Annotated in this window: 26 protein-coding genes; 3 read left to right on the forward strand and 23 right to left on the reverse strand. The window is 70.7% G+C overall.

The genetic code is table 11. The features are described 5' to 3' along the window. Window positions 1-94: 94 nt before the first annotated feature. From DEFCA_RS0115400 to DEFCA_RS0115445, 10 genes are all read right to left on the reverse strand, one after another. Window positions 95-511, reverse strand: a complete 417-nt coding sequence (locus DEFCA_RS0115400; protein ID WP_025323904.1) for an acyl-CoA thioesterase — start codon at window positions 509-511, stop codon at window positions 95-97. A 200-nt stretch (window positions 512-711) separates the two neighbouring features. Beyond that, window positions 712-1,284, reverse strand: coding sequence for a 2-oxoacid:acceptor oxidoreductase family protein (locus DEFCA_RS0115405; protein WP_025323905.1), 573 nt, complete (start codon window positions 1,282-1,284; stop codon window positions 712-714). Window positions 1,285-1,605: 321 nt separating this feature from the next. Continuing rightward, window positions 1,606-2,490 (reverse strand): 2-oxoacid:ferredoxin oxidoreductase subunit beta, encoded by an 885-nt coding sequence (locus DEFCA_RS0115410; RefSeq protein ID WP_025323906.1) that lies wholly within the window; start codon window positions 2,488-2,490, stop codon window positions 1,606-1,608. Further along, a complete protein-coding gene (locus tag DEFCA_RS0115415; RefSeq protein ID WP_025323907.1) occupies window positions 2,490-3,638 on the reverse strand; it encodes a 2-oxoacid:acceptor oxidoreductase subunit alpha in 1,149 nt (382 codons plus the stop codon). The genes DEFCA_RS0115410 and DEFCA_RS0115415 overlap by 1 nt, the downstream gene beginning before the upstream one ends. Further along, a complete protein-coding gene (locus DEFCA_RS0115420; RefSeq protein WP_025323908.1) occupies window positions 3,635-3,880 on the reverse strand; it encodes a 4Fe-4S dicluster domain-containing protein in 246 nt (81 codons plus the stop codon). Before DEFCA_RS0115420 ends, DEFCA_RS0115415 begins: the two co-directional genes overlap by 4 nt. Before the next feature lie 27 nt (window positions 3,881-3,907). Next, on the reverse strand, window positions 3,908-5,209 hold the full coding sequence (locus DEFCA_RS0115425; RefSeq protein ID WP_025323909.1) for an ABC1 kinase family protein: 1,302 nt from the start codon (window positions 5,207-5,209) through the stop codon (window positions 3,908-3,910). Then, window positions 5,196-5,528 (reverse strand): hypothetical protein, encoded by a 333-nt coding sequence (locus DEFCA_RS0115430; protein WP_025323910.1) that lies wholly within the window; start codon window positions 5,526-5,528, stop codon window positions 5,196-5,198. The genes DEFCA_RS0115425 and DEFCA_RS0115430 overlap by 14 nt, the downstream gene beginning before the upstream one ends. Next, complete coding sequence (locus tag DEFCA_RS24375) at window positions 5,525-6,913, reverse strand: sensor histidine kinase (RefSeq protein WP_025323911.1); 1,389 nt, start codon at window positions 6,911-6,913, stop codon at window positions 5,525-5,527. The genes DEFCA_RS0115430 and DEFCA_RS24375 overlap by 4 nt, the downstream gene beginning before the upstream one ends. After that, on the reverse strand, window positions 6,910-7,251 hold the full coding sequence (locus tag DEFCA_RS0115440) for a hypothetical protein (RefSeq protein WP_025323912.1): 342 nt from the start codon (window positions 7,249-7,251) through the stop codon (window positions 6,910-6,912). The genes DEFCA_RS24375 and DEFCA_RS0115440 overlap by 4 nt, the downstream gene beginning before the upstream one ends. Window positions 7,252-7,549: 298 nt before the next feature. Continuing rightward, the gene (locus DEFCA_RS0115445; protein ID WP_084318607.1) at window positions 7,550-8,896 is read right to left on the reverse strand and encodes an IS701 family transposase; all 1,347 of its coding nucleotides are present in this window, start codon (window positions 8,894-8,896) and stop codon (window positions 7,550-7,552) included. Between the two features lie 713 nt (window positions 8,897-9,609). Between DEFCA_RS0115445 and DEFCA_RS0115450 the strand changes: the two genes are divergently transcribed. Continuing rightward, entirely contained in the window at window positions 9,610-10,410 is an 801-nt protein-coding gene (locus DEFCA_RS0115450; protein WP_025323913.1) for a motility protein A, read from the forward strand. Beyond that, on the forward strand, window positions 10,411-11,196 hold the full coding sequence (locus tag DEFCA_RS0115455; RefSeq protein WP_051463270.1) for an OmpA family protein: 786 nt from the start codon (window positions 10,411-10,413) through the stop codon (window positions 11,194-11,196). It begins immediately after the preceding gene. 534 nt (window positions 11,197-11,730) lie between these two features. Here the strand turns inward: DEFCA_RS0115455 and DEFCA_RS0115460 are convergent. From DEFCA_RS0115460 to DEFCA_RS0115480, 5 genes are all read right to left on the reverse strand, one after another. Then, entirely contained in the window at window positions 11,731-12,564 is an 834-nt protein-coding gene (locus DEFCA_RS0115460) for a CheR family methyltransferase (RefSeq protein ID WP_025323915.1), read from the reverse strand. Beyond that, window positions 12,561-13,550, reverse strand: coding sequence for a thiamine-phosphate kinase (thiL, locus tag DEFCA_RS0115465; protein WP_025323916.1), 990 nt, complete (start codon window positions 13,548-13,550; stop codon window positions 12,561-12,563). Before thiL ends, DEFCA_RS0115460 begins: the two co-directional genes overlap by 4 nt. Further along, the gene (lon, locus tag DEFCA_RS0115470; RefSeq protein WP_025323917.1) at window positions 13,547-15,961 is read right to left on the reverse strand and encodes an endopeptidase La; all 2,415 of its coding nucleotides are present in this window, start codon (window positions 15,959-15,961) and stop codon (window positions 13,547-13,549) included. Before lon ends, thiL begins: the two co-directional genes overlap by 4 nt. Before the next feature lie 11 nt (window positions 15,962-15,972). Further along, a complete protein-coding gene (locus DEFCA_RS0115475) occupies window positions 15,973-16,413 on the reverse strand; it encodes an Hsp20/alpha crystallin family protein (RefSeq protein ID WP_025323918.1) in 441 nt (146 codons plus the stop codon). 66 nt (window positions 16,414-16,479) lie between these two features. Continuing rightward, window positions 16,480-18,396: an ATP-dependent DNA helicase gene (locus DEFCA_RS0115480; protein WP_029734202.1), complete on the reverse strand. Its 1,917-nt coding sequence runs from the start codon at window positions 18,394-18,396 to the stop codon at window positions 16,480-16,482. Window positions 18,397-18,511: 115 nt separating this feature from the next. Between DEFCA_RS0115480 and DEFCA_RS0115485 the strand changes: the two genes are divergently transcribed. After that, window positions 18,512-19,258: a PHP domain-containing protein gene (locus tag DEFCA_RS0115485; RefSeq protein ID WP_025323920.1), complete on the forward strand. Its 747-nt coding sequence runs from the start codon at window positions 18,512-18,514 to the stop codon at window positions 19,256-19,258. A gap of 364 nt (window positions 19,259-19,622) precedes the next feature. Here DEFCA_RS0115485 and DEFCA_RS0115490 read toward each other — a convergent pair whose 3' ends face one another. From DEFCA_RS0115490 to gspF, 8 genes are all read right to left on the reverse strand, one after another. Beyond that, complete coding sequence (locus tag DEFCA_RS0115490; RefSeq protein WP_025323921.1) at window positions 19,623-19,832, reverse strand: hypothetical protein; 210 nt, start codon at window positions 19,830-19,832, stop codon at window positions 19,623-19,625. Further along, entirely contained in the window at window positions 19,833-20,738 is a 906-nt protein-coding gene (gspK, locus tag DEFCA_RS0115495) for a type II secretion system minor pseudopilin GspK (RefSeq protein WP_025323922.1), read from the reverse strand. Further along, window positions 20,735-21,424 (reverse strand): type II secretion system protein GspJ, encoded by a 690-nt coding sequence (locus DEFCA_RS0115500; protein ID WP_342672966.1) that lies wholly within the window; start codon window positions 21,422-21,424, stop codon window positions 20,735-20,737. Before DEFCA_RS0115500 ends, gspK begins: the two co-directional genes overlap by 4 nt. Beyond that, window positions 21,352-21,723 (reverse strand): prepilin-type N-terminal cleavage/methylation domain-containing protein, encoded by a 372-nt coding sequence (locus DEFCA_RS0115505; RefSeq protein ID WP_025323924.1) that lies wholly within the window; start codon window positions 21,721-21,723, stop codon window positions 21,352-21,354. The genes DEFCA_RS0115500 and DEFCA_RS0115505 overlap by 73 nt, the downstream gene beginning before the upstream one ends. After that, the gene (locus DEFCA_RS19730) at window positions 21,710-21,955 is read right to left on the reverse strand and encodes a hypothetical protein (protein ID WP_025323925.1); all 246 of its coding nucleotides are present in this window, start codon (window positions 21,953-21,955) and stop codon (window positions 21,710-21,712) included. The genes DEFCA_RS0115505 and DEFCA_RS19730 overlap by 14 nt, the downstream gene beginning before the upstream one ends. 62 nt (window positions 21,956-22,017) lie before the next feature. Then, the gene (locus tag DEFCA_RS22415; protein WP_025323926.1) at window positions 22,018-22,215 is read right to left on the reverse strand and encodes a prepilin-type N-terminal cleavage/methylation domain-containing protein; all 198 of its coding nucleotides are present in this window, start codon (window positions 22,213-22,215) and stop codon (window positions 22,018-22,020) included. After that, window positions 22,212-22,658 (reverse strand): type II secretion system major pseudopilin GspG, encoded by a 447-nt coding sequence (gene gspG, locus DEFCA_RS0115520; protein ID WP_025323927.1) that lies wholly within the window; start codon window positions 22,656-22,658, stop codon window positions 22,212-22,214. Before gspG ends, DEFCA_RS22415 begins: the two co-directional genes overlap by 4 nt. 16 nt (window positions 22,659-22,674) lie before the next feature. Further along, window positions 22,675-23,895: a type II secretion system inner membrane protein GspF gene (gene gspF / locus DEFCA_RS0115525; protein WP_025323928.1), complete on the reverse strand. Its 1,221-nt coding sequence runs from the start codon at window positions 23,893-23,895 to the stop codon at window positions 22,675-22,677. Window positions 23,896-23,898: the final 3 nt, after the last annotated feature.

A 23,898-nucleotide genomic window follows, 5' to 3' on the forward strand; every position in this document is an offset into this window, starting at 1 on the left:
AGGAGGCTAGGAAGCTGGGAAGCTGGGAGGTCCAGGGGGGCGCCAGGGGGGGAGGCCGGCCTCTGGCGCCCTTTCCGGTGGGGCGGAAGCGTCGTCAGGCGGGCCGGTCTGCGGCCAGGGCGTCCTTCAGGTACTCGGGCACCGGACACGAGCGGCCCGTGGTGCGGTCGAGCACCACGTACACCTCCCGGCCCTCGGCCACGGTGCGGCCGGATCCGACCTCGGTGGCCTCGAGAACGAAGGTCATGGAGGTGCGCCCGAACCGCTCCACCCGGACCCGGATCTCCAGCTCCTCCCCCAACACCGCGGACGAGCGGAAATCGCACTCCGCCCTCACCAGCACCATGTCGTGGCCCCGCTCGGTCACCAAGGGGTAGGGCACACCCCGGACCTCCAGGAAGTCGGTGACCGCGTCGTCGAAGTAGGCGAAGTAGTTCGCGTTGAACACGTGCCCCTGGCAGTCGGTGTCGCGGAACCGGATCTTCTGGCGATGCCGAAACGGCGGGGCCATGGCTCCCTCCTCGTTCTGTGCCGTTGAGTCGGTGGACAAATGGGCGCCCCACTCCCCTGATCGGGGGGCAAGGGACCTGCCGGAGAGTCGGGTGCGGCCCCTTAGCTCGCCGCGCAGCGGCTCGGGAGCCGCCAGGCGGCCCAGCCGCCCGGCCGCCTGGCAGCCTAGCGGGCCGGAGGCCCCAAACCGAAGGCCCGAAGTTACTCGTCGGCCTCGTAGGGTTCGGACTCCCTGGGGTTCGCCGCGGCGTCGCGGCCGAGGCCGAACCCCAGCTCCAGGGCCTTGCGGTTGGGCTCCTCGGTGCCGGCCGGCACCCGGGCCAGCACCGCGGCCTCGAGGGCCGGAAGCCCCACCACCCCGGTCGCCCCCGCCAGCACGCCCAGGGCCGCGATGTTGGCGAACAGCTCCCGGCCCAGCTCCTCGCGCACCTTGCGCACGATCGGCACCGACAGGGCCGAGGAGCTGGGCGGGGTGGGCACCAGGTCCGCGTCCACGAGCAGGGCCCCCTCGTGCTGGAGGTCGTGGAAGTACCGGTCGCACGCCTCCTGGGTCATGGCCAGCAGGATGTCGAGGCGCTGGGCCTTGGGGTAGTGGATGGGGCCGTCCGCGATGACCACCTCGGCCTTGCTGGCCCCGCCCCGGGCCTCCGGGCCGTAGGACTGGGTCTGGACCACGTTCTTGCCTTCGTGGAGGCCGGCGGCCTCCGCCAGGATGATGCCGGCCGTGATCAGGCCCTGTCCGCCGGAGCCGGCCAGCCGTACTTCGATCCGCATGGTTTCCTCCTTGGGGGGGGCGGCAGCAAAACGGGCGCGCTCCCCTCCCGGTTCGGGGGGCAAGGGGCCTGCCGGAGCGCCGGGCGCGGCCCCTTCGCTCGCCGCGCAGTGCCGCCTGCCGCTCGGACCGCGAAATCGTACCGATTCCACGCAATTGTGATGAAGCCAACTCCCGTGCCTCGTGCCTGCGCGGCGAATCTCAACGCCCGGCTTCGCGCCCGGCCGGAGGCAGGCCCCTTGGCCCGCCCTCCTCCTTCTTCCCGAGGAAAGAGGCACGAGCCCTACTCGATCCGTGTGGTGCGGGAGACGGCACCCTGGTAGTTAGGGCTCGGCGCCGGTGCGGTCGACCTTGTCCTCCTCCACGGTGGGCTCCGGCTGGGCGGCCCGGGCCGCCTCCCGGATCTTCTCGTACTCCCGGGTGTACTCGGGGGCGTCGCGGTCCACCAGCACCCCCGTGACGATCCTGCCGGCCAGCTCCTCCGGCGCCATCTCCCGGGCCTTCTTCACCGACACCGCCTTCTCCTTCTGCCAGCGCATCATCTCCACCGGCCCCCCCAGCTTGTTGCGCCGGCCGTAGGTGGTGGGACACCCCGCCACCACCTCCACCACCGAGAACCCCACGTGGCGAAACGCCTGCCCCAGCACCTTTTCCAGCTCCTTCACGTGGTAGGTGGTGGACCGGGCCACGAAGGTCGCCCCGGCCGCCTCGGCCAGCCGCGAGATGTCGAACGGCTGGTCCAGGTTGCCGTACACCGTGGTCGTCGACAGGGCCCCCTGGGGCGTGGCCGGGCTCACCTGGCCGCCGGTCATGCCGTAGATCTGGTTGTTGATGATCACCGCGGTCATGTCGATGTTGCGGCGGCAGGCGTGCACGAAGTGGTTCCCCCCGATCCCCACGGAGTCTCCGTCGCCCATCAGGGTCACCACGTGCAGGTGGGGACGGGCCAGCTTCACCCCCGTGGCAAAGGCCAGGGCCCGGCCGTGCACCGTGTGCAGGGTGTTGAAGTCCACGTACACCGGCGCCCGGCTCGAGCACCCGATCCCGCTGACCAGCACCACGTCGTCCTTGATCCACCCGATCCGGTCGATGGCCCGCAGCAGGCACCCCAGCACCACCCCGTTGCCGCAGCCCGGACACCAGATGTGGGGGAACTTCTTGTTGTGGCGAAGATACCTTTGGATGATCTGTCGGTTCGACCGTTCCATCACAGCCACTCCCGCAGGGCCTTGGCGATCTCGGCCGGGGTGATGAGCTCGCCGTCGTTTCGGGTGAGTTTGTGCACGTCGCTCCGGCCCCGGACGACCCGGAGCACCTCCCGGTACACCTGCCCCCGGTTCATCTCGCACACCAGGAACGACCGGACGCTGCCCTGCCCCAGGATCCGCTCGAACGCGGCGCGCGGAAACGGCCACAGGGTCTGGAGCCGCAGCAGCCCCGCCTTCTTCCCCTGGGCCCGCAGCTCCTCCACCGCCTCCCGGGCGCTTCGCGCCACCGACCCGTAGGCCACCACCACCGCTTCGGCATCGTCGGTGTTGGCCTCCTCGGTGAGGCAGATCTCCCGGAACCCCCTCTCGATCTTCCGGAACAGCCGGTTCACCCCCTGGACGATCTCGGTCTTCTGCTGGGTGGGAAACCCCATCCGGTCGTGCACCAGCCCCGTCACGTGGTACCGGTACCCGTCCCCGAACGCCGCCATGGGCGGCACGCCCGTGTTCGTCTCGTCGTAGGGCGCGTACCACTCGGGGGGCATGCTGGGCCGGATCCGGTCCACCCGGCCCACCGCCCCCCGGGCCGGCAGCCGCACCTTCTCGCGCATGTGCCCCACCACCTCGTCCAGGAGCAGGATCACCGGGTTGCGGTACTTCTCGCTCAGGTTGAACGCCCGCACCGTCATGTCGAACGCCTCCCGCACCGAGGAGGCCGTGAGCACGATGATCGGGTGGTCGCCGTGGGTGCCCCACCGGGCCTGCATCACGTCCCCCTGGGACGGGCTGGTGGGAAGCCCCGTGGACGGCCCGCCCCGCATCACGTTCACGATCACCACCGGGATCTCCGCCACGCACCCGTAGCCGATGAGCTCCTGCATCAGGCTGAACCCCGGCCCCGAGGTGGCCGTCATGGCCTTGGCCCCGGCCAGGCTCGCGCCCAGACACGCCGCCAGGCTCCCGATCTCGTCCTCCATCTGCAGGAACGTGCCGCCCACGGCGGGCAGCCGGGCCGCCAGCCCCTCGGCGATCTCGGTGGAGGGCGTGATGGGGTAGCCGGCGTAGAACGAACATCCCACGGCAAGGGCTCCTTCCACCACGGCCTCGTTGCCTTGGAGCAGGAGCTCCCGGGATCCCTGGGGCCTCATGTCTGGTCCTCCTCGTCCTTGACGGTGATCGCGAAGTCGGGGCAGCGCAGCTCGCACATGTGGCACCGGATGCAGTCCTCCGGCCGCACCGGCGCCGGGTGGCCGTCGGGCCCCCGCTCCAGCACGTTCTTCGGGCAGAACGCGATGCAGATGCCGCACTTCTTGCACCAGGCCTCGTACACGGTGATGGGGTTTTCCTTGGGAGGGGCGGCCGCGGCCGCAGGGGCTCGTTTCCGACTCATGGGTCTCCTCGTATCCGTCCACAGAGTTCAGCCGTCAGGGGCCAGGGAGAACACCTTGCGGGGGGATCGCCGCGCCGTTTGGCTGGCGACCAACCCGCCCAGCCCCATCAAAGCAGTGCCGCGCCAGAGGGCCTCGGCAACCGTTGCGAAATCCACGCGCCGAAGGGCCAGCTCCCGCAGGTAGCCCCGGGCGCACCGCTCCAGCGAGAAGCCGGGGTGCAGCATGCGGGCCGTTCCCTCGATGGACAGCAGGGCCTTGACCAGCACCGCGTGGCGGTGGGGAAACCGGACCCCGTGCCGCCGTGCCGCCCGCAGCAGCCCCATTCCGATGGATGCCACCGGAACCTCTCCCAGACAGGGCCCCAGCCCCGCGTCGAGGGCACGGCCCACCTCTTGTACGAAGGCAGACCTATGGGCCTCGGGAACCCGAACCCCCAGCCGCTCCAGGTGCCGGAGCGCCAGCGCCGGGTCCCGGCTGAGCATCCCGGCCAGGGTGCCCAGCACCGCGTGGCGCTCGCCGGGGTCGAGCCGCCCCCGGATGCCGAAATCGACGTACGCGATCCGGCCGTCCCGGGTCACGAGCAGGTTGGCCGGGTGCAGGTCGGCGTGGAACAGGCCGAACTCGAGCACCTGCCGGAAGAACGCCCGCGCGCCCGCCTCGGCCAGGGCCGGGTACGACGGATGCCCCCGGGCCTCCGGGGCCGAGATCTTGTGGCCCTCGACCCACTCGGTGGTGAGCACCCTGCGGGCCGTATGGCCCCAGAACACCCGGGGCACCCGGATCCACGGATCCCCCCGGAACCTCCGGCCCAACTCGGCCGCGGTCTCGCCCTCGCCCCGCAGGTGCAGCTCGTCGCGGGCGGCCCGTTCGATCTCGTCCCACAGGGAGCGGGCGTCCACCCGGCCCCGCAGGGACGGCCACAGCCCCAGCACGGGAGACAGCCGTCTTGCGAGGCGCAGGTTGCGGGCCATCTCCCGCTCCACCCCGGGTCGGAGCACCTTGAGCGCGACCGCCCGACCCGACGGCAGGAGGGCCCGGTGCACCTGAGCGATCGACGCGCTCGCCACGGGTCGGGGGTCCAGGGCCCGAAACGTCTCCCGGAGGTCGGCGCCGAGGGCCTGTTCCAGGGTGTGGCGGACCCGGGCCCAGGGTACCGGAGCGGCCCGGTCCTGCAAGGCCTCGAGCTCTCGGCGCAGCGGTTCGGGCACGAGATCGGGCCGGACCGACAGCACCTGGCCCAGCTTCACGAACCCCGGGCCGGCCCGTTCGAGGAACAGCCGAACGGCCCTGGCCCATCGCCGCCGGCGGGCCGGCTCAGGCGGCGCCATCGTCCCGGCGGTCGAGCCGATCCTCCACCGCCCGCAGCCGCTCTCGGAGTTCCCGGATCTCGTCCCGCAGGTCCTGGGCCTCGTCCGGCCCCAGGAACCCCAACGCCCGGATCTGGTTCGCCGCCATGCGTTCCACCACGGTCTTGAGGCGCTCCTTCTCCTCCTCCACCGACAGGAGGAACCGCTCGTACTCGTCCCGCAGATCCTCGGGCGTCTCCCGGGCCCGGCGCAGGGCCTCCCGGATCCAGTCGTCGGCCTTTTCGTGCAGCAGGAGCCACAGGCCGAAGAAGGCCAGGCCGCCCTTGGTCCCGTCGCTCATGCCTGCCCCTCGCTCGGTTCGCCCCTTGGGATCTCGATCCAGAACCGGGTCCCCCGGCCGCCGGGGCCGTCCTCGACCCACGCCCGGCCCCCGTGCGCCCGGGCCACGGCGGCCACCACGAACAGCCCCAGCCCGGTGCCCCCCTCGTCCCAGCTGCAGAACGGCCGGAACACCTCGGGGCGCCGCTCGGCCGGAATGCCGGGCCCTTGGTCCTCCACCGCGAGCCGGATCCCCCCCCGCTCCCCGGCGGTGGCCCGCAGCGTGACCGCGGTGCCCTGGGGCGAGTGCTTGAGGGCATTGTCCACGAGGTTCGCCAGGGCCCGCTCCAGCATCAGCGGATCGGCCCGGAAACGGTCCGGGCAGCCGGGCTCCACCACGATGCGGGTGTGCACCCCGCGCATCTCCGCGTGGGGAGAGAAGGCCGCGAGCACCTTCTCCAGCAGGGGCCTGCTCCCCAGGGGCCGGGGTTGGGGCTCGAGCATCCCCGCCTTCGCCCGGCCGTCCAGCACCAACGTCTCGGCCAGATGGGTGACCCGCTCCAGGGAGAACCGGGCCAGCGACACGAGCTCCTGGGGGTCCGCTGGGGTCTGCGGGTCGGCCAGGAGTTCCAGAAACCCCCGCACCGAACCGAGCTGCCCCCGGATGTCGTGGCTGAGGGCCGACAGATAGAGCCGGCGCTCGCCGGCGCTGCGCTCCAGCAGGTACAGCAGGTCGTTCACGGTCTCGGCCAGGGCGCCGATCTCGTCGGCCGTGGCCTCCCGGTACACCGGGCAGTCCGGGCACGACTCGAACCGGCACGGCCGGTCGGCTTCGGCGCCCCCCCGCACGCGCCAGCACCGTTCTTCCGTGTTCCCCCGGGCGGGGCAGTCCGGTTCGGGGCACTCCACCCGCTTCCAGCACAGCGGGGCGGCCGGGTTGGGGAACCGCTGGGAGTAGTCCGCGTGCTCCACCACCTGCCGGAGCACGGTGCGGGCGGTGGCCACGGCCTCGACCAGCCGGTCCCGATGGGCCTGGAGCCGGGCCTGGGCCTCGGCCAGCTCGGCGCGCAGCCGTTCCCGCTCGTCCACCACCACCTGCTGCAGATGGCTCGTCTGCCGGTGGAACCCGGTGGCCACGGCGAGCCCGGCGAACAGCACGGTGTTGAAGGCGCCGGTCACCTGGAACAGCTTTCCGGCCCCGGCCCAATGACCGGCGACCGACGGCAGCACCAAGTGGGACACGGCCCGAGCGGCCGCGAACGCCAGGATCAACCCCCCCAGCCACCGGAAGTACACGCCGCTGACCGACCGGGGAAGGGCCAAGGCCTCCCTTTGGATCAGCACGGCCAGCACCAGGGCCGCGACCGCCCCTCCCCGATCCACCGCCAGGGCGAACAGCTCCGTCACCGTGCTTCCCCCCGGGCCATGCGCCGAAGTCCCACCCACACGAGCCACAGGGCCGGCACGAGCACCAGATGATCCCGCTCCAGCAGCCACGAGCCCGGCCGCAGATGGCTGGCCAGGGCCCACAGGCTCCAGAGGGCGAACAGGGCGGCTCCCCAGCCCAGGGGCCGTTCCCTGGCCTCCCGGTCCCGGAGCACCCTCCAGCCCAGGAACCCGAACGCCCCGGCCAGGGCCAGGTGGGCGATCACGTGGGCCACCAGCCCCTCGCCCGTGTGGCGCTGGACGGCCCAGGCCGCGCGCGGGGCGCACAGGAGGGGCCCGAGGAACAGGAGGCGTCGCATGGCGTTCTCCAGGGTGCCGGGATTGGGGGGATAGGTACCACATCTGGCCGTCGCCCGGCCAGCGTTACGAACCCTTCCATGCAACTTCGGTCGTCGGTCTACGGTCAACGGTCGCCGGTATGGGGCCTTCGGCCCGCTAGGTGGCTAGGCGGCCGGGCGGCTCTCGGACCGCCCCAAAGCCTGGGGGGCATGGGGTCTGCTGGAGATCCGCGTGCGGCCATACCAGGTGTCAGAATTCAGAGGACGGTAGACAGGGGAAAGCCTTCCGCCTCATTACTAATTCTACTTTGTCAGATTTTCATAACGCTTGGCTTTGATTGGCTTTTCTGGTGTGCGATGCCATCGCGGATGCCCTTCGCCGGTGACGTCGGGCCATCTGCGCCAAGGCGTCTTCCAGTGTCGCGTTCGCGCGCGGCAGCAAAACGCTGAGCACTTCCCGCACGTCGCGCGCGCTCAACAAGGGGAACGCACCACGATGCTTTCGGCGTGCCTCCAACAAGAACAACAACGCCATCAGCACCATCGCCATGTGGTGATGCCACCCCTGCCACAACCGCACCTGATACTCGGCCATGCCCACTTCGCTCTTGGCCTCCTGCAGGCTTCGCTCCACCCAATAGCGCTGCCCCTGCATGTACGCCAATCGCCGCACCGACGTCTGCTCCGGCGCGTTGCTCAGCGTGTACTTGATCTCCCCCGGGTTGCGCACCGAGCGCCGCACAATCAGGTGCCAGCAGTGGGCCTTGGACTCCCGCCCGTCCCACACCCACACTCTGCGGTGAAGCACCTCCACCCACAGTGGGCCCTTCGTGGAGTCCCGATACGACAAACGCCGCCAGGCCTCCCCCGGTTGGTTGCGCACCCACGCATCCACCCGGATCGGTTCCGGCCCCTGCGCCCGAGGCCGTTGGGGCGCTCTCCCACGCGCACTGCGCCGCGGGGGTACCTGGGGCCGAGGATCCTCCAGGTAGATCCGCTGGGACGCCTTCACATCCACCACGAACACTTCCCCGTCGGCGTCCAACCCCCGCAGGAACTTCGGGTCGGCCCCGTAGAACGAATCTGCCCCCACCCAGGCGAACTCCACCCCCAGGCGCCGGGCGTGCCGAACCATCTCCAAGGCCAGTTCCGGTTTGGTGCGATACCCCCGCTCGGCTTCCGGAACCTTCGCCCGCTTGCACCGGGCCGAATCCTCGGCCCACGCCTTCGGCAGGTACAGCCGTGCATCGGTGAGCGTCACCTCCCCGTCGCGGGCCAGGGCGGCAAACACGCCCACCTGGCAGTTCTCCACCTTGCCCAGGCGCCCACACCACTGGCGCGCAACGCCAACCGATCGGTCGCCCTTCTTGGGGAACCCACTTTCGTCCACGATCAGACACGTGTTGGGGGAGCCTCCCAACAACCGGTCGGCGTCACGGGCCACATGGTCGATCACCTCGCGGTGATCCCACGGGGAGTACGACACAAAATGCTGCAGGCGTTGGTCGTCGGCGTCCGGAACGACTTCTGCGATGCGCTCCATGTTTCGCTTCCGGGCTTGCGCCAAGCCGGCAAAATACGCCTCGGCGGCCTTCACGCACGAGCGGGTACGAGAGGTGAAATGCGATCGGTAGCGTGCTGTGAACCGATCCAGGTCGTGCTCCAACTCCGCGAGGGGGTGAGGGGAGCTGGCTAGATTAGAAGAATTATTACCTAGTCAGTTCCGATTTAGTAATCATTCTAATCCTCCTTTTATTTCAAAGTGTTACGATGAATCCCAGAGCTACTATACTTCCGGACCCGCTCTTTGCCAAGGCCTCGGCGAATCTGACAAAGTAGAATTACTAAGGCCTACGAAGGTATTGCCGGACGCGGGTGGGGGACTGGCTCCGGCCGGGCGCGAGTGCGGCACCCTTTTCGCCGCGCCTTCGCATGCCGTTGTCAGCCCGGTAGGCCGGGGCGCCGGTGGCGGAAGTTCCTGAACTTCCAAAGCGATCCAAGCCGGGTGAGGGCGCGGCGACGTAAGGGGCCGCGCCCGGCTCTCCACCAGCCCCCCACCCGCTGGTTCCCTTGTGAACGCCGGGGATCTGACAATAGTTCCGTTGGTATTAGTAAGAGCTTCGCACATCATAGGAGGCGCCCTACACTTCTGCCCTCTGTCCTTTGGACCCTGGTTCCTGAACCGCAGACCCCATGCCCTGCCGCCGAAACGGCGGGCTCGGGTCGGTGCTGGTTTCCTTCCGAGGGAAAGCGTCACGAATCTGGCGATGTTTTCGTCGGGATCCGTACCCGCAGAACCTCGGGGCGATCTCAAGTTTTGCGGGGTCGGGCCGAAGAGGGAGAAGGTCTGAACCTCCGACGTGCGGGGAGAAAGCTTTCATGGACCTGGCAACGATCATCGGGCTTGCGGCAGGGGTCATCCTGATCCTCTCGTCCATCGTCATCGGTGGGGCGCCGCTGGCGTTCGTGGACATCCCGTCGGTGCTGATCGTGGTGGGCGGCGTGACCGCGGTGACCTTCATCATGTTCCCCATGCGCACCGTGATGGGTGCCGTGAAAGTGGCCGTGAAGGCGTTCAAGGAAGACACCTGGAACCTGGACGAGATCATCGACCAGATGGTGAGCCTGTCGCGGTTGGCCCGCACGAACGGCATCCTGGCGCTGGAGGACGCCGAAAAGGAGATCACGAACCCGTTCCTGAAGAAGGGAATCCAACTGGCCGTGGACGGCAACGAGGAGGAGCTCATCCGGTTCATCATGGCCACGGACGTGAGCTTCACCCAGCAGCGCCACGCCATCGGGCAGAAGGTGTTCAAACAGATGGGGGCGATGGGCCCGGCGTTCGGCATGATCGGGACCCTGATCGGGCTCGTGCAGATGCTCCGGAGCCTGGACGACCCGTCCTCGATCGGGCCGTCCATGGCCGTGGCCCTCCTGACCACCCTGTACGGAGCCCTGATCGCCAACCTGGTCTGCCTGCCGATCGCCAACAAGCTGGAGTACCGGAGCAGGGAGGAGGCGCTAGCGAAGCAGGTGATCACCGAGGGGATCATCTCGATCATGCAGGGCGCGAACCCCAAGGTGCTCAAAGACAAGCTGGAGGCGTTCGTGGCGCCCGGCATGCGCAAGGAGAAGCGCGACGGCGGTTCGGGCGGGGAAGCCGCGGGGGAGGCGGCCTAGATGGGTATGGACGATCTCCTGAACCAGGGCCCCCAGGAGGAGGCCGAGGAGGGTGCCCCGGCGTGGATGGCGACCTTTGCCGACCTGTCCACCCTTCTGCTGACCTTCTTCGTTCTGCTCCTGTCCTTCGCGAATATGGACGTCCAGAAGTTCCGGGAGATGCTCGGCAGCGTCAAGGACGCGTTCGGGGTGCAGAAGGAGACCTGGGGCGACTACATGGCCCGGTCCCAGACCCCGATCGAACAGATGCTCGAGCAGGCCATGCAGGACCAGGCCCAGAGCGAGGGCCAAGATCAGGAACAGGGCGCGTCGATGCAGCAGTTCATGAGCATCGTCCAGGCCCTGTTCCAGGACCTCGGGGGGGCGGCCGAGGTGTACATGGACGACCAGGGGGTCACGGTCCGGGTCGAGGGCAAGCTCCTGTTCCCGTCCGGCTCGGCCGACCTCCGGCCCGAGGCCGCCGCCGTGATGGACCGGATCGCGGCCCTCATGAACAAGTACACCTTCGATCTCTACATTCTGGGCCACACCGACTCCGTGCCGATCCACACGGAGCGGTTTCCCTCGAACTGGGAGCTGAGCGCGGCCCGGGCCACGGCCGCGCTGCGGTACCTGGTGGAGAAGGGGGCGGACCCGACCCGGCTGGTGGCGGTGGGGTTCGCCGACAGCCGCCCGGTGGCGCCCAACGACACCCCCGAGGGCAGGGCCAAGAACCGGCGGGTGGAGTTCCTCTTCAAGAACCCCGAGAGCCTGCCGTCGGGCGGGTACCGCCCCGCCGGCCCCTGAGCGGGGGGCATGCCAAGTCGCGGTCAAAGCCATTGGGCCCCTGACCAGAGCAAGGGACCTGTCGGAGCGCCGGGCGCGGCCGCATCAGGGGCCAGAATTCAGAGGACAGTAGACAGGAGAACTGCCGGAGCGGTCTTCCCCTGTCTTCTGTCCACCGACTCCTGATTCCTGAAATGCAGGCCCCATGCCCCACCGCCGGCGCTGGGCCCGGACCAACGAAAGTTGCCCTTCCCGTTGTAGTGTTCCGTTTCGCAAAAACGTATGCGGATTGCGTCGGTGGGGCTGGGGGCTCCGACGAAGCGCGACGGCCGAGCAGCTTGGGCCGCCCGGCGCCAGGGGAGCGGCCGCGGCGCGTGCTCTCACGCGCCGCAGCGGACCGCGCCGAGGCGGCCCCTGCGAGGCCGTTCAGCGAAGGAGGGGCCCCCAGCCCCACCCCCCCGAGAAAACCACGGTATTTCGGAAACGCTACAGTAGGGCCCCGCAGGGGCCTGAGGAGACTTCCGAGGGCTCTCGGTTTGAACGCAACCCGGTGTGTCAGCCCCTCTTCCGGTAGATCCTCAGCCTCGCATCCCACGGCACGAACAGCTCGGGCCGCAGCCCCAGGAGCGTCTCGCTGGTGCCCAGCACCAGCGCCCCGCCGGGGGCCAGCGCGGAGGCCAGGTGTTCGAGCACCCAGACCTGCACCGGCCGGCGCAGGTAGATGAGCACGTTGCGACAGGCGATCAGGTCCACGCGCTCGGGGTACGAGGCCGGGTCGAGGAGGTCGGCGGTGCGGAACTCCACCCGTTCCCTCACCTCGGCACGGACCCGCCACCGGCCGGCGCCGGCCCGCTCCAGCACCCGGGCCCGCAGGTCCGTCGGAAGCCCCTCCACGTCCCGATCGCCGTACACCCCCTCGCGGGCCCGCGCCAGGGCCCGCTCGTCCCGGTCGGTGCCGAGCACCCGGAACGGGGGCGGTTCGGGCCGGGCCTGGAGCATCGTCGCGGCCAGGGAGTAGGCCTCCTGCCCCTTGGAGCATCCCACGCTCCACAGGCGCAGCCCCCGGGGGCCCTCCCTCTGGGCTGCCAGCTCCGGCAGCAGCCTCCCCAGCGCCTGGAACACCGCGGGGTCCCGGAAGAAACCCGAGACCGCCACGCTGAGGCTGCGGGCGAACCGCCGGGCCTCGGCCGGGTCGTGCGCCACCCGTCGGGCGTAGGCCTCGGCGTCCGCCTCCCCCAGGGCCTTGGCCCGGGCCCGGACCCGCCGCACCACCGCGCTCTCCTTGTAGGCCCGCAGGTCCAGCCCGCCCGCCCGGGCCACGGCGTCGGCCAGGGTGGTGAACCAGGGGAGTTCGTCCCAGGGGTGGGGGAAACGACGGCCGGGGCTCACGACCCGGGCTTCCGGAAGTGATCGTAGCCGGCGACCGCCCCTTGCCAGGGACGGCCCCGGTGGAGCAGGCGGACGTCCGGGCCGTCGACGACGCGGCCGATCCGCCAGACCGGCACCGCCGCGGCGCGGGCCAGGGCCTCCACCCGCCGGCGTGCCGTGGCCGGACAGGTGAACAGGAGCTCGTAGTCCTCCCCACCCCCCAGCACCCAGTCCAGGGCCTCACACCCAAGCTCCCGGGCCGCACGCTCGAGGGGCGCGGCCAGCGGGATCCGTTCGAGCCACAGCTCCGCGCCGGCCCTGCTGGCCCGAAGGAGGTGGCCCAGGTCCTGCAAGAGCCCGTCCGACACGTCGATCATGGCCGTGGCCGCGCCGGTCTCGCCGAGGCTCCGCCCCAGGGCCAGGCGGGGCTCGGGCCGGAGGTGGCGTCGCACCAGGCCCGGGAACCGCTCGGGCCGGCCGGACCGGAGAAGGGCCAGGCCGGCGGCGCTCTCGCCGGGAGCCCCGCTCACGTACACGTCGTGGCCGGGCCTCGCCCCGCGCCGGAGCACGGGCCGGTCCGTCCGGCCCAGGAGGGCGAGCGAAAGGGTGACGTCCCGCGCCGAGGTGGTGTCGCCCCCGACCAGCCGGCAGCCGAAGGCCCGGCAGGCCTCGTGCAGACCCCGGTACAGGCCCTCGATCCAGTCGACCGGCAGGTCGGGGGGAGCCGAAAGGGTCAACGTGAACGCCCAGGGGGTGCCGCCCATGGCCGCCACGTCGCTGACGTTGACGGCCAGGGCCTTGAACCCCAGATCCTCGGGCCGTCCCCAGCCCCGCTGGAAGTGGACCCCCTCCACCAGCGCGTCGGCCGTGCACAGCAGAAAGCCGCCCTCCAGCGGAAGGACGGCCGTGTCGTCGCCTGGCCCCACGACCGGGCCGGGCGGCGGAGACTGCTCCAGCAGGCCGAGCCGGCGCAGAAGGCCGAACTCGCCGACCTCGGACAGGTTCACGAAGCGGCAACCCCTTGGGCGTCCGAGGCGTGGGCGGCCGGAGCGGGTTTCAACGCCAGCCGGATCACCTCGTCCATGGTCTTCACCAGGTGGAACTCGAGGGCCCGGCGGACCTTGGGGGGAAGGTCGTCCAGGTCCTTCCCGTTGCGTTCCGGAAGGATCACGGCCTTCAACCCGGCCCGCATGGCCGCCAGGCACTTCTCCTTGATGCCGCCCACGGGGAGGACCCGGCCCCGCAGGGTGATCTCGCCGGTCATGCCCAGGGTGTGGTCCACCGGCCGGCCGGTCATGATGCTCAACAGCGCCACGGCCATGGTCACCCCGGCCGAGGGGCCGTCCTTTGGGATCGCGCCGGCCGGCACGTGGATGTGGACCTCCCGCTGCTCGAAGAAGTCCTCCGGCACCCCCAGGTCCGCCGCCTTGCTCCGCACGTACGACAGGGCGGCCTGGGCCGACTCCTTCATCACGTCGCCGAGCTGCCCGGTCAGGATCAGCTTGGAGGGGCCCTTCATGGTGGTGACCTCGATGTGGAGAATGTCGCCGCCGGCTTGGGTCCAGGCCAGGCCGGTGGCCACCCCCACCAGGTCCTCCTCCACCTCTGCCTCGGGCAGGAACCGCGGGGGGCCCAGGAACCGGTGCAGGTTCTGGCGGGTGATGCGGTGCTTGCGGTTCTGGCCCTCGGCCACCCGCCGGGCTACCTTGCGGCAGAGGTTCGCGATCTCCCGCTCCAGGTTCCGCAGGCCGGCCTCCCGGGTGTACTGGTCGATCAGCACGCCCAGGGCCTCGGTGGAGATCTCGAACAGGCCCTCGCCGAGACCGTGCTCGGCCGTCTGTCGGGGAATCAGGTGGCGCCGGGCGATCTCGAGCTTCTCCTCCCGGGTGTACCCGGACAGCCGGATCACCTCCATCCGGTCCAGGAGGGCCGGCGGGATCGGGTCGGTCAGGTTCGCGGTGCAGATGAACATCACCTCCGACAGGTCGAAGGCCACGTTCAGGTAGTGGTCCTCGAAGGTGGCGTTCTGGGCGGGATCCAGCACCTCGAGCAGGGCCGAGGCGGGGTCTCCCCGGAAGTCCTGGCCGATTTTGTCCACCTCGTCGAGCATGAACACGGGATTGCGGGACCCGGCCTTGCGGATGCCCTGGACGATCCGGCCGGGCATGGCGCCCACGTAGGTCCGGCGGTGGCCCCGGATCTCGGCCTCGTCCTTCACCCCGCCCAGGCTGATGCGCACGAACTTGCGGCCCATGGCCCGGGCGATGGACTGGCCCAGGCTGGTCTTCCCGACCCCGGGCGGGCCCACGAAGCACAGGATGGGGCCCTTGGTGTCGGGCTTGAGCTTCTTGACGGCCAGGTGCTCGAGGATCCGCTCCTTCACCTTCTCCAGGTCGTAGTGGTCCTCGTCCAGGATCTTCTGGGCCCGGGGGATGTCGATGTTGTCGCGGGTGCGCTTGCGCCACGGCATCTCGGTGAGCCACTCGATGTAGGTGCGGATCACCGCCGCCTCGGCGGACGAAGGGGGCATGTCCTTGAGCCGCTTGAGCTCCCGCTCCGCCTCGGCCCGGGCCTCCTTGGGCATCTTGGCCTTGTCGATCTTCTGGCGCAGGTTCTCGATCTCTTCGCCGCGCTCGTCGGTGATGCCCAGCTCCTCCTGGATCGCCTTGAGCTGCTGGCGCAGGAAGTACTCCCGCTGGCTCTTGTTCATCTCCTCCTTGGCGGCGGACTTGATCTTGGCCTGGACCATGAGCACCTGGAGCTCCCGCTCCAGCAGGCTGTGGACCCGGGTGATCCGCTCCTTGGGGTCCACGGCCTCCAGCACCTGGATCGCGTCGGCCACCTTGAGGTTCACGTTGGCGGCCACGATGTCGGCGAGCCGGCCCGGGTCCTCCACGTTCTCGAGGATCATCATGATCTCGGTGGAGATCCCCTTGCCCATGTTGACGATCTCTTCGAGCTTCTCCCGCACCGAGCGCATCAGCGCCTCGGCCTCGTAGTCGGGCTCGGCCGCCCCCGGCTCGGGCACGGCATCGACCCGCACCCGGAAGCACGGGTCGGTGGAGAGGATCTCCACCCGTCGGGCCCGGCTGAGACCCTGAACCAGGATCTTGATCCGGCCGTCGGGGAGCTTGAGCATGCGCATGATCATGCCCACGGTGCCCATCTCGTAGATCTCGTCCGGGCCGGGGTCCTCGGTGGCCACCTCCTTCTGGGTGGCGAGGTAGAGCATGCGGTTGCCCTGGAGGGCCTCCTCCACGGCCGCCACCGACTTCTCCCGCCCCACGAACAGGGGCAGGATCATGAACGGGAACACCACCACGTCCCGCACCGGGAGCATGGGCAGCACCTCGGGGATCTCGATCCCCTGAGTCTCGCTGTTGTCCACCACGGTGGGCAGTTCTTCGCTGTGCGACATGGATCGCCTCGTCACTCGATGGGAATCCGGCGGTAGCCGCGCCGTCGCTCCTCCATCTTGGGAATCTGGATCTCCAGCACCCCCCGGTCCAGCCCGGCCCGAATGGCAGAGGGGTCCCCCGCAGCGGGCAGCAGCACCATGCGCTGGAACGGTCCGTAGCTTCGTTCCACCCGCAGATAGCTCCATCGGGTCTCCGGGGCGGGCTTCGTGCCGCGAAGCACCAGGAACTGGGGGCCGGCGAACAGCTCAAGGGAGGAACGGTCCACCCCCGGCACGTCGGCCCGCACCCAGATGCTCCCCTCCTCCTCGATCACGTCCACCGCCGGGAACGCCCCCGGGTTCGCCAGCGCCGTGGGCGCCAGCTGGTCCTCGAACAGCCGGCGGAACAGGTCTTCCACCTGCTTTTCGAAGTAGCGGAGTCGCTCCAGGAGGTCACGGGGTGGGTTTCGCATGGTTGCCTCGATGGGCCTGCCGTGGCGGGCGGTGCCGCGGGATCATAGTCACGGCTCCGGAGACCGTCAAGAAAGCCCGCGATCGGCGAAGAATCGGGCCACCCGTTCCCGATTCCGGACCAAGGGGAACGGGGGCAGGCTCTGCAACAGGAACCGGCCGTACCCCTTCTGCACGATCCGCCGGTCGAGGATCGCCACGAGGCCCCGGTCGTCCCCCCGCCGGAGCAGGCGGCCCACCCCCTGGGTCAGGGTCATGGCCGCGGCCGGAAGCTGGTAGGCCGCAAACGGTGACCGGCCCTCGGCCCGGATCCGCTCGATCCGGGCCTGGACCAAGGGATCCTCTGGGCTGGCGAAGGGGATGCGGTCGATGATCACCGCGCTCAGGGCGTGACCCGGCACGTCCACCCCCTCCCAGAACGACAGGGCGCCCAGGAGCACGGAGTGCACGTCCTCCTGGAACCGGGCGAGCAGCACCTCCCGGGGCCCTTCCCCCTGGACCAGCAGGGGAAAATCCACCCGCCCCCGGAGCCGGTCCGCCACGGCCCGCAGGTTCCGGTGGGATGTGAACAGGCAGAAGGCCCGGCCGCGGGTGATCCGCAGGAGCTCCCGCACCTCCTCGGCCACCGCTTCGGCAAACCCCGGGGCGTTGGGCTCGGGCAGGGCGGGCGGCACGTAGAGCAGGCCCTGGCTGCGGTGGTCGAAGGGGCTCTCGGTCACGAGCTCGGCCGCCGACTCCGGCACCCCGACCCGCTCCCGCAGGTACTCGAACGACCCCCCCACCCGCAGGGTGGCCGACGTGAGCACCACGGGCATGCCTCGGGAGAACAGCGAGGCAGCCAGGGTGGGGCCGATCTCCACGGGCGCCGCCCGCAGGAACACCCCCCGGCCTCGGGTCTCGAGCCATCGCACCTCCCCGGCCTCCGGGGCCGAGGCGAACCGGCCCAGATCCTCCCGGAGTTGCTGGGTGCGCCGCACCAGGGCCTCGGCCTCGGCCGACTGGGTCTCCTTGCCGCCGATCCGGTCGGCCCAGGCGTCCAGGGCCGACCGGAGGGCGTTGAGGTGCCGGTCCGCCGGGGGCGGGAGCGTGCCCCGGATGCGGCGGGCCGTGCCCGCCCTGGGCAGGGACCGCCAGAAGGCGGACGAGGCCCCGGCCACGGCCTCCAGGGCCCGGTGCAGCGGGGCCGGCAGGCTGCCGCCCGCGGTGAACGCGGCCCGGGCGTCCCGGAGGAATTCCGCCAGCCGGTAGCTGCTCACCTGGGTGCCGAAGTGGTCCGTGGCCACGGCTTCGAGGTGGTGGGCCTCGTCCAGCACCAGGGCCTCGTAGCGCGGCAGGACCTCCCCGGCCGAGGTGGCCCGCACGGCCAGGTCGGCGCACAGCAGGTGGTGGTTGACCAGCACCACCTGGGCCCGCTGGGCTGCGCGGCGACGGCGCAGGAAGAAACAGTCCTCCTCCCGGGGACACCGGCCGCCCCAGCAGGTCTCCCGGGTGGAGCAGACGTCCTTCCAGGGACCGAAGTCGTCGGGCAGGTCGGCCCACTCGGCCCGATCGCCGGTGGAGGTCGCGCCCGCCCACCGCTCGAACCGCTCGTACAGGCGGGCCTCCTCCGGGAACCGGAACAGGGGCTGGGCCCGGAACGCCTCGAACCGGCGAAGGCAAAGGTAGTTCTGGCGGCCCTTGAGCAGCACCGCGGCCACCGGGCGGCCCAGGGCCTGGGCGAGCAGGGGGACGTCCCGTTCGAGGATCTGGGCCTGCAGGGTCTTGGTGGCCGTGCTCACGACCACCCGCTTGCCGGAGAGCACGGCCGGCGCGAGATAGGCCAGGGTCTTGCCGGTGCCGGTGCCGGCCTCGGCCAGGAGCACGCCGCCCCGGCCCAGGGCCTCGGCCACCGCCCGGGCCATCTCCACCTGGGCGGGCCGGGGCTGGTACCCGGGCAGGAGCCGGGCCAAAGGGCCTTGGGAGGAGAACAGTTCGTCGAGAGTCATGCGGGATTCCAGGGGGCTGCCTCCGGCCCGTGAACTTGGGGGAACGCCACGGCGGGGGCGGACGGCCTCGGCCGATCTACCCTCGCGGGGCGGTCTATACTACAATCCGCGTCCCATGCGCATCCAAGCCGACCTTCACGTCCACACCGTCGCCAGCGGCCACGCCTTCTCCACCGTGGCCGAGATCGCCCGCGAGGCCCGCTCGAGGGGCCTGCGGGCCGTGGGGCTCGCGGACCACGGCCCGGCCCTGCCCGGCGGGCCCCATCTGTATCACTTCTCGGCCCTGCGGTTCCTGCCCCGGGTGATGGACGGGGTGCGGATCCTCCGGGGGGTGGAGGCGAACCCGGTGAACGCCCGGGGGGACCTGGACCTGCCGGATCCCCTGCTGGCTCGGCTCGACTTCGCCATCGTGGGGTTCCACGAGGGGTGCGGCCTCAAGGCCTCGAACCCGCGGAAGAACACCCGGGTGCTGATCGCGGCCATGGCCCACCCCCGGGTCCGGATCCTCGGGCATCCCGGCAATCCGGCGTTCCCCGTGGACGTGGGGGCCCTGGTGGCGGCGGCCCGGGACCGGGGGGTGGCCCTGGAGATCAACAACGCCTCGTTCGTGAACGCCCGGAAGGGGAGCCTCGAGACCTGCCACGCCATCGCGGCCGAGGCAGCCCGGATGGGCGCCATGGTGTGCCTTTCGTCCGACGCCCACGTGGCCCAGCAGGTGGGGGAGGTCTCCGAGGCCTGGCGGGTGGCCTCGGCCGCCGGCGTGCGGCCGGAGCAGGTGGTCAACCGAACCTGGGACACACTGGTGCGGTTCCTGGAACTCGACCCGGCCGAGTTCGAGACGCGGCCCGGCCCGTACCGGTGACGTCGGCCGGAAGTCACCTCAGTCCCCTGCGGGGCCTTTCAGAGACTAGAGACTGGAAACTGGAGACTAGAAAGACCCAAGATCCCTTTGCGGTGGCGCTGGGGCGGGCCCGATGCGGCGAGCATAGAAGCCGCTCCCGGCGCTCCTGCAGGCCCCATACCCACCGAGACCTTGGCGTCGGCTGGGGAGCCGGCTAGCGGGCCGAGGACCCGAGCTTGCTAGGGGCAAAGAGGTTTTTGGCCTCCTAGCTTCCCAGCCTCCCAGCCTTCTAGCCGAAGTTGCTGGGAAGCTAGAACGCCGAGAAAGCCTTTTTGTTCTCAGCCGTTGGAGCCCAGGCCCCATCGGCGCCCCGAGAGGCGTCGGATCAAAGCCCCGATCGCCCGGGCCCCGTCCCGCCGCTGCCGGGTCGCTCGGGCCTGATCGCGGTGATCCGGTCCCACGGGATCTCCCGGAACCCGGAGGGCGTCCGCAGCAGGATGCCCCGTTCGCCCATCTCCACCGCGATCCCCCGGTGCTCCACCCCTGCGGCCACCACGATCACCGGCTCGCCGGTGAGATGCCTCCAGTCCCGCATCTACTCCTCCCGCCAGGAAGCCACCCACACCTTGTCCTCGGCCCGGCTTCGTTCCAGGATCACCCGGGCCTGCCGGTTCACGCCCCGCACGTCCGCGGCCAGGTCCACCAGGAACCGGGGGCTCTCCACCACCACCTCGAACACGAGCCGGGTCACGGCGAGCCCGGCCATGGCCGAGCGGTTCTTCAGTTGGGTGGCCCGGTCCAGGGGGTTCTCGGTGAGGTCGTCGTAGAGTTCCTGGGCCCGCTCCAGGCCCAGATCCGGGTGCAGGGCGTGGAGCACCGGCACCGGCGCGGTGTTCACGTTGACCTTGGGGTCCGCCCTCACGTCCAGGTAGGGCCGCACCGCCGCCACCACTTCGGGGGTGAACCCCTCGATCTTGGCCAGCTCGTCCACGTCCGTCAGCGGCCGGTTGGGAACCGGGTGCTCGGGATTGTCCTCGTACAGGCCGTCGGTGTTGGCGTCGATCCAATCCACCAGCGCCTCCACCAGGCCGTCCGGGTCCGCGTCCGCCGGCGCCGCGGCCTCGAACAGCCGCCGCAGCGCCTCCACGCGCGACGCCAGGGGCTCGCCGCGATCGTTCAGCACCGCTCCCAGCGGAAACCGGCCGTACAGGTCGTGCACCGATACTGCGAGCACCCCGTCCCCCAGCGGGATCGGAGGGATCACGTCGGCCCAGGGCTCGCCCCGGTGGTCCACCTGGTTGTCCCGGGCGTCGGCCCGCAGCAGGGCCGAGCCCACCGCGACGCCCGAGCGCAGCAGGGCATGGGCCTGGAGGGCGTCACGGAGGTTCGCCGCGGTGCGGGCCTCCACCCGGGCTTCCCGGAGGAACTCCACCACCACGATGGAAAGAAGGCTGACCAGCAGCAGCACGAGCAGGAGGGCGGCGCCCCTCTGGCGGTTCACGGCAGCCTCCGTCGGGAGTACAGGGGGGTGGCGGTGCGCAGCACCCGTTCGTGGTTCTCGTCGGGTCCCCATGCGATCTCCAGCGACACCGCCTCGGGCAGGAACGGCTCCTCCTCCCGGATGCGGCTGTCCCACGACTCGGCCCACTCCGTGCCGTCGTAGCACAGCACCTGGAAGCGCAGCACGTTCTCCAGCACGGGGTAGGCGAGCCCCCCCTCCTCGGGGTCCTCGTCGGGGTCGGCCTCCTCCCGCCGCACCAGCCGCAGCACCCCGTCGTCGTCGGCCTCCAGGTTGTACCGAAGCTCCACGGGCCCCCCGGGGCGCAGGCCCGGGATCGGCGCGAGGCGGGTGGTGAAGGTCAGGGTCGCGTTCCCGTCGGCGTCCGGCTCCACCACGAACCCGGTGGCGGTCGCGCGGCTGGCGGACACCAGGGCCCCGGAGATCTCCGTGGCCATCCGGTCGAGGACCAGGGCCGCCTGGTGCACCTCGGCCGTGGCCTGCGACGAGCGGTCCCGGCTGCGCACGGCCCCGGAGTAGGTGCCCTGCACCAGGGAGAGGACCAGGGCCAGCAGGGCCAGGGTGACCACCACCTCGATCAGCGTGAATCCCCGGTTCAGGGCTCCTCCTCCTCTGCCCAGGCGTAGTACACCAGCTCCATGGAGTCCCGACGGTTCCCCTCGGGCCAGGACACCGTGATGCGCACCAGGCGGACGTTGTCGAACTCGGTGGTCTCGGACTGCCGTTCCCAGGTGAACCCCGGGAACTCCTCGAACTCCCCCTGGTCGGACCCCAGGGGGGGGAGCCCGTCCACCTCGGTGCGGGTCAGGATGTCCCGGGCCAGGAGGGTGGCGGTCATGAGCCGCCGGGCGCGGGCCTCCTGCTTCAGGGCCGACGCGTGGGCCACCAGCAGCGCCGTGAAGCTGGCGCCCAGCACGGCCAGCGCCACCAGCAGTTCCAGGAACGTGAACCCCCTACGGCCCCTCAACCCGGCCCTCCAGGATCTCGGCGCGGCCGAGCAGGGGGTGGACCACCACGGTCATCTCCTGGTCGTCCCCGATCTCGAGGTGAATCCACGTGGGCGTGGCGTAGCCCTGGGGAAGGAAGCGGGTGAGGGCCCGGCCGCTCGAGACCGTGCCCTCGAGGGCGGTTTGCACGTCGCGGAACCGCACGCCCTCGGGGAGGCGGGTGGGCTTGATCGGAAGCCCAGGGGTGTCCACGTAGTCCCCGGTCTCCGGGTCGAACTCCCCGGCCCGGTACGACTGCTCCTCCAGGTCGTAGATCAGAGCCAGGCTTTTTTTTTGAATGCGGACTCTTCGTGGAGAACCTGGACCGAGGCGGCCAGGCGCCTCAGGGCCTCTTTGGCTCGGAGCCCGGCGGGGCGGGGGAGGCGGGGCAGCAGCACCGCCGTCAGAAGGGCGAGAAGGAACAGGACGACCGCGAGCTCGATGAGGGTGAACCCCCGGCAGGAGCGGCTCACTCGTCCTCCCAGTTGGTGATGTCGGCGTACTTGCCCTCTCCGCCGGGCTCCCCGTCGGCGCCGTAGGAGAACAGGTCGAAGTCGCCGTGGTTCCCGGGCGAGATGTACATGTAGGGGTTGCCCCACGGGTCCTTGGGGATGGTCCCCTTCTCCAGGTAGCCGCCCTCGCGCCAGTTCTGGGGAATCCGGCCCACCGTGGGCTTGCGCACCAGGGCCTCCAACCCCTGCTCGGTGGTGGGGTAGAACCCGTTGTCCACCTCGAACTGGTGCAGGGCGTCCTCGAGCACCCGGATCTGGACCTTGGCGGCCGTGCGCTTGGCCTCCTCGCCCCGGCCGAACAGCCGGGGCATCACGATGCCGGCCAGGAGCCCGAGGATCACCAGGACCACCAGGAGCTCGATCAGGGTGAAGCCGGCGTCGGGTCGGCGTCGTCGGGTCTGCATCGGGTCTCCGGGAGCGTCAGCCCACCAATTGGCTCATCTCGAAGATGGGCAGGAGGATCGAGAGGACGACGAACCCCACCGCCGCCCCAAGCGCCAGGATCATAATGGGCTCGATCAGGGAAGTCAACGTGGCCACGGCCGCCTCCACCCGGGCCTCGAACGCATCGGAAACCTTCAACAAAAGGGTGTCCAGCGCCCCGCTCTCCTCCCCCACGGCCACCATCTGGCACACCACCGGCGAGAACTCCCCGGTGGCCCGCAGGGCCTGGCTCAGGCTGCGGCCCTCGCGCACCTCGTCGCGGGCTCGCTCCACCGCCTCCTCCAGCACCGCGTTGCCCAGCACCGACTTGGAGATCTCGAGCGCCGTGAGCAACTCCACGCCGCTCGCGAGCAGGGTGCCCAGGGTGCGTGCGAACCGGCTCACGGCCACGGTGCTGAGGAACCGGCCGATGGCCGGGGTGCGCAGCCACAGCCGGTGCAGGGTGCGGCGGCCCCGGGGGGTGCGGCCGTACCGCCGCAGCAGCAGCCACCCGCCCAGCGCCAGGGCCACGCCCACCCACCAGTAGGCCCGGAACCATGCGCTGGTGGCGAGCAGGAGGCGGGTGGGCAGGGGCAGCGCCTGGTGCAGGTCCTCGAAGATCCGGGTGACCCGGGGCACCACGTAGGAGAGCAGGAACCACAGGATCCCCGTGCCCAGGAACCCCATGAGCAGGGGGTACACCAGGGCCGACTGAAGGCGTCGCCGGAACGCCACCGAGTCCTCCAGGAAGTCGGCCAGGCGTCCCAGCACCACCGGCAGGGTCCCGCTGGCCTCACCCGAGCGCACCATGTTCCGATAGATGGGGGGGAACGAGGAGGGGTGCTCCCCCAGCACCTCGTGGAACGCCTTGCCCTCGTTCACGCCGGCCCGGATCTGGCTCAGCACCCGGCGGGTGCGCTGGTTCTCGGTCTGCTCCAGCAGACCGGTGAGGGCGCCCACCAGGGGCAGGCCCGCGTCCAGCAGGGTGGCCAGCTGCCGGGTGAGCAGGGCGAGCTCCACCGGCGAGATGCCCCGCCCGGGGAAGAACCGCGGCCTGCGCTGGGGCTCGCGCTCGGCCCGCGCCACGGGGCTGACCCGGCTGGCGAACACCCCCTGACGTCTGAGGGCCTGCCGGGCCGCCCGGGGACCTTCGGCGTCCACCACGCCGCGAACCGGTTTCCCCCGGGCGTTGAGGCCCTCGTACTCGAACACCGGCATGGC

The sequence above is a fragment of the Deferrisoma camini S3R1 genome, from assembly GCF_000526155.1.
In the GTDB taxonomy this organism is placed as follows: domain Bacteria; phylum Desulfobacterota; class Deferrisomatia; order Deferrisomatales; family Deferrisomataceae; genus Deferrisoma; species Deferrisoma camini.